5 protein-coding genes and 1 pseudogene are annotated in these 5,078 nt (G+C 74.4%); 5 read left to right on the top strand and 1 reads right to left on the bottom strand.

Features of this window, described 5'->3' with window-relative positions; genetic code table 11:
- The coding region (locus tag AB0O00_RS29195) for an MFS transporter (RefSeq protein WP_363656788.1) at positions 1-1,150 on the top strand (1,150 nt) is incomplete at its 5' end.
- Here AB0O00_RS29195 and AB0O00_RS29190 read toward each other — a convergent pair.
- Positions 1,096-1,299 (bottom strand): hypothetical protein, encoded by a 204-nt coding sequence (locus AB0O00_RS29190; protein WP_363656786.1) that lies wholly within the window; start codon positions 1,297-1,299, stop codon positions 1,096-1,098. The genes AB0O00_RS29195 and AB0O00_RS29190 overlap by 55 nt on opposite strands.
- Before the next feature lie 120 nt (positions 1,300-1,419).
- On the opposite strand from AB0O00_RS29190, the pseudogene AB0O00_RS29185 reads away from it, so the two are divergent.
- The 4 genes and pseudogenes from AB0O00_RS29185 to AB0O00_RS29170 all read left to right on the top strand — a co-directional run.
- Positions 1,420-1,674, top strand: a pseudogene (locus AB0O00_RS29185) (hypothetical protein); the annotation flags it as partial.
- A gap of 8 nt (positions 1,675-1,682) precedes the next feature.
- Positions 1,683-3,017, top strand: a complete 1,335-nt coding sequence (locus AB0O00_RS29180; RefSeq protein WP_363656790.1) for an FAD-binding oxidoreductase — start codon at positions 1,683-1,685, stop codon at positions 3,015-3,017.
- A 40-nt stretch (positions 3,018-3,057) separates the two neighbouring features.
- Positions 3,058-4,239, top strand: a complete 1,182-nt coding sequence (locus AB0O00_RS29175; protein ID WP_363656784.1) for an acyl-CoA dehydrogenase family protein — start codon at positions 3,058-3,060, stop codon at positions 4,237-4,239.
- Between the two features lie 68 nt (positions 4,240-4,307).
- Positions 4,308-5,078 (top strand): formyltransferase family protein (locus AB0O00_RS29170; RefSeq protein ID WP_363656782.1); only part of this gene is annotated, 771 nt, incomplete at its 3' end.

Genomic DNA, 5,078 nt, shown 5'->3' with positions numbered 1-5,078 from the left:
CTACTACACGCACGTCGTCGGGATGTCCCCGGCGCGGCTCGGCGTCGGCCTCGCCGTCGCGTGGGCGCTCGGCTCGCTCGCGGGCGTGCCGCTGGGCCAGCTCGCCGACCAGCGCGGCCCGCGCCGCACGGCGGTGGCGCTCGCGCTGGCGACGGCGGTGGTCGTCGCGCTGTTCCTGGTGATCCGCTCCTACCCGCTGTTCCTGCTCGCCATCTGCCTCTACGCGACCACCCAGTCCGGGCTCACCGCGGCGCGCCAGGCGCTCGTCGGCGGTCTCGTGTCGCCCGCCGAGCGGACCGGGCTGCTCGCGCACCTGCAGTCGACGCTCAACGGCGGACTGGCGGTCGGCGCCGCGATCGGCGGCATCGCGCTGACCGTCGGCACCCGCGAGGCGTACCTCGGGGCGTTCGTCGTCACCGCGCTCGGGTTCGTCGTGGGCGGGCTGATCCTGCTGCGCGTGCCCGAAGTCGCCTCGACGGCTGGGCAGTCGAGGCCGGGGCCGCGCCTGGAGGTGCTGACCGACCGCCGGTACGCCGTCGTCGCGCTCGTCAACACCGTTCTGCTGATGCGGATGCCGCTGCTGAGCCTGGTGCTCCCGCTCTGGCTCGCCGAACGGGCCTCGGACCTGGGCTGGCTGGGGTCGGTGCTGTTCGTCCTCAACACCGTCGGCGTGATGGCCTTCCAGGTGCGGGTGGCGCGCGACGTCACCGACCCGGCGTCCGGCTCGCGCGCGGTGCGCTCGGCGGGGGTGCTGCTGCTCGGCTCGTGCGCGGTGTTCGGCCTCTCGGCGCTGGACGTGCCCGAGTGGGCGTTCGCGGCGCTGCTCCTGGCGGGCTCGGTCCTCCTGCTGGTGGGGGAGATGCGGCAGTCGGCCGGGTCGTGGCAGATCAGCTTCGACCTCGCGCCCGCCGACCGGCTCGGGCAGTACCAGGGCTTCTTCGGGACGGGCGTCGCCGTCGCGCGGACGCTCGGACCGCTCGTCCTCACGACGCTGCTGCTCGACGGCGGGCTGGCCGGCTGGCTCGTCCTGGGCGCGGTGTTCCTCGGGGCGGGGTACGCGATGGGCCCGGCCGTCCGGTGGGCCGAGCGCGACCGTCACGAGCGGTCGTCGGTCTCCTCGATGCCGCTCACCGCGGCCGAGGCGCCGTAGAGATCGTCGTCGCCGCCGTACGGAGGCTCCTGGGGCTTCCGTCCGGGCCCGGGCGGCTCGTCGCGGTTGTCGAAGAGATCGTCCGGCTCTCCGGAACCCAGCCGCGACAAGGGGCTCGCCGCGTCGTCCCGCTTGCTCTGCCCGGCCATCGCGTGCTCCCTGGGCCGTCACTGCTCGGAATACGTCCGATCGTACTCCCGGACCGCGTACTCCCGGACCGCGGCGGAAAACGGTGGCCCCGGCTCGCCGTGCGCTGGCATGCTGGCCGCGTGGACACCCCGGACAGACCGCAGATCTCCCTCGACTTCGCCCCTGAGCTGCACCTCTTCGTCGCCGGCCGGCGCCGCGAGGGCCGCTCCCAGCTGCGCACCGACGGCACCTCGACGCTCGGCCACGTCGTCGAGTCCCTCGGGGTGCCGCTCACCGAGGTCGGGGCCCTGCTCGTCGACGGCCGCCCGGTGCGCGACTCGCACGTCCCGGCCGACGCCGAGCACGTCGAGGTGCGCGGCGTCGCCCGCCCGCAGCCCGCCCCCTGAACGCCGTCCTGCGCCCGGGCAGCGCCGAGGAGGTGCGGTCCGTCGTCCGCGCCTTCGACCAGCGCGGCGGCGCCCGCGCCGGCCTGCCCGGCCTGCACGCCGTCTCCACCGGCCGCAACTGGGGCCTGGGCTCCAGGGAACCGGCCGTCGGCCCGGTCGTCCGCCTCGAACTCGACCGCCTCGACGCCGTCCGCGAGCTCGACGTCGACGCCGGCTACGCGGTCGTCGAGCCGGGCGTCACCCAGGCCGTCCTCGCAGCCCGGCTGGCCGGCACCGCCCGGATGCTCAACGTCACCGCCTCCTCCGGCCACACCTCCCTGCTCGGCAACCTCGTCGACCGCGGCGTGGGCCTGCGCCGCCAGCGCACCGAGGACCTCCTCGGGCTCGAAGCGGTGCTGCCCGACGGCCGCCTGGTGCGCACCGGCTGGTGGCCCGGCACCTCCGCCGGACGCGCCGTCAACCCGTACGGCCTGGGCCCCAGCACGCTGCACCTGTTCACCCAGTCGCCGCTGGCCGTGATCACCGCCGCCGTCGTCCGGCTGCTGCCGCGCCCCGAGGCGCAGCGCGTGGTCCGGCTCTCCTTCGGCCGGGAGCGGCTGCCCGCGGCCGTGGACCTCATCCGCCGCTGGCGGGCCGGGAACGTGGTGTCGGGCGTGGTGAAGATCTACGACACCGCCTCCAGCGCCACCTACGGCGGCGAGGGCGGCCACGGCTACCTCGCCCACGTGTGCGTGGACGCCACCGCCGGCACGCTCGACGCGCTCGCCGGCACGCTGGTCGAAGAGGCCCGCGCCGCAGGGCTGTTCGACCGGATCGCGGCGGGGGAGGAGCCGGCCGCCGACGACACCGTCTCGAAGGTCGTCCAGGCCGCGTACTCCGGCTCGGTGGAGTTCAACGAGGACATGCTCGCCTCCGCCACCGGCACCCGCGCCGACCTCGTCGACGCCGAGGGCAGGGGCTGGATCTTCTTCCTGCCGCTGATCCCCTTCACCGGCGCCGACACCGCCCGCGCCCTGGCCCTCCTCGACACCGTGCACGAGGAGACCGGGATCCGCCCCGGCGCCACCGTCAACGCCCTCGACGCCGACGTCATCGACCTCGTCGTCTCCTTCCCGTTCGACCGGGCCACCCAGGCCGGGGCCGCGCACCGGGCGCTCGACCGCGCGTACGCGCTGTTCGCCGCGGCCGGCTGGGCGCCGTACCGGCTCGACTCCGCGCACGGCGGCTGGGGGCGCGAGCACGCCCCGGACACCGCGAACGCCGCGCTCGTCCTGGACCTCGCCAGGCTCATCGACCCCAACGGCACGTTCGCGCCCGGCCGTTACCTCTGATCACCGTCCGATCACCGTCAACTCCCGAAGGACCTCCACGATGACCACCGCCACCATCCACGTCCCCGACACCGCCGAGGCGATCCTCGCGCACGCCCGCACCCTCGTCCCGCAGCTGCGCGAGGCCGGCGCCCGCATCGAGCAGAACCGCACCCTGCCCGCCGACATCGTCGCCCTGCTGCGCGACGGCGGCGTCTTCCGCGCCGCCATGCCCAAGACCTGGGGCGGCCCGGAGCTGACGTCGGTGCAGCAGTGCGAGCTGATCGAGATCCTCGCCACCGGCGACGCCTCCACGGCGTGGTGCGCCATGATCGGCATGGACTCCGGCATCTACTCCGGCTACCTCGACGACGACGTGGCCCGCGAGATGTACCCCACCCTCGACCTCGCCAACTCCGGCTGGATCTACCCGCAGGGCCGCGCCGTGCGCGTCGAGGGCGGCTACCGCCTCACCGGCCGCTGGAAGTTCGGCTCCGGCTCGGCCCACTGCGACTGGCTGGGCGCCGGCTGCCTGATCGTCGACGAGGACGGCACCCCCGAGCCGGACCCGGTCAGCGGCGAGCCCACCCACTGGCGGGTGCTGATCTCCAAGCCGGAGGCCTACACCTTCCACGACACCTGGCACACCACCGGCCTGGCCGGCTCCGGCAGCCAGGACTACTCCTGCGAGGACCTGTTCGTCCCCGAGGAGCGCTCGTTCGGCTTCTCCGACCCGCGCCGCACCGGCCCGCTGCACGCCAGCCCCGACACGATCCTGCGCAAGATGTCCGGCATCCCGCTCGGCATGGCCCGCGCCGCGCTGGACCACGTGCGGGAGCTGGCCGTCCACCGCACCGACCGCGAGACCGGCACCCCCTGGGCGCAGGACCACCGCGTCCAGAGCACCATCGCCCGCCTGGAGGGCGAACTGCTCGCCGCCCGCTCCGGCGTGTACGCGAGCCTGGAGCGCCAGTGGGACGCGCTGACCGGCGGCGCCGAGCTGACCGACGACGCCCGGGTGGCCACCGCGATCGCCCGCCGGCACGCCTTCCGCACCGCCCGCGACATCGTCCAGACCCTGTTCGACCTGGTCGGCGGCTCCTCGGTCTACAAGCCCTCGCCGCTGGACCGCTGGCTGCGCGACGCCTGGACGATGAACCAGCACGCCGTCGCCCAGGACTCGATCCTCCAGCTCACCGGCAACGTGCTGCTCGGCGGGAAGTCGACGAGCCCGTTCTTCTAAGCCGGCCCCTGCCGACCCGCCCCCTGCCGACCCGCCCCCCCGTCAGACACAGAGAGGTTTCCCGACCCATGGACCGCATCCGCGTCGTCCTGTTCTCGGAAGTCAACTCCAAGCTCGGCTCGCCGTTCCTGAGCATGCTGCACGGCCACCCGCAGGTCGACCTCGTCGCCGTGGTCACCTCCCCGCACGGCAAGCGCTGCTCGTACTTCACCGACGACCCCGAGCAGGTGGACCTCGTCACCCAGGGCGCGGCGCTCGGGGTGCCCGTCCTGCGGCCGGTGTCGGTCAACCGGCCCGAGTTCGTGGAGGAGCTGGAGGGCTACGAGGCCGACTACTTCGTCGTCGCCAACTTCCAGCAGATCCTGCGCGAGCGACTGCTGTCGGTGCCCCGGATCACCGCCGTCAACTTCCACCCCTCGCCGCTGCCCGCCTTCGCCGGCCTTGCGCCCTTCTACTGGATGATCCGCGAGGGCGCCGCCGAATCGGCCGTCTCCGCCATCGAGATGGCGCCCGTCCTCGACAGCGGCGACCTGATCATGCAGCACCAGGTGCCGCTGACCGGCCGGGAGACCGCGCTGGACCTGCGCACCGCCCAGGAGCGGGCCAACGTGCTGATGCTGCTGGAGCTCATCCCGCAGCTCGCCGGGCGCAGTTACCGTCCGATCGCCCAGGACCCGGCGCTGCGCTCGTACTTCGGCCGGCCCTCGGACGACGACCTGCGCCTCGACCTGCGCTCCCCGCGCGCCGTCGTCGACCGGCACATCCGGGCCGGCTACCGCTCGCCGGGCGCCTGGACGGCCGACGGGGCGGGCCGACGGGTGCGCATCCTGTCCGCCGAC

The sequence above is a fragment of the Kitasatospora sp. NPDC093558 genome, from assembly GCF_040683475.1.
In the GTDB taxonomy this organism is placed as follows: Bacteria; Actinomycetota; Actinomycetes; order Streptomycetales; family Streptomycetaceae; genus Kitasatospora.
Note: the sequence above shows the minus strand (reverse complement) of the source record. Positions and strands in the feature narration are given on the sequence as shown.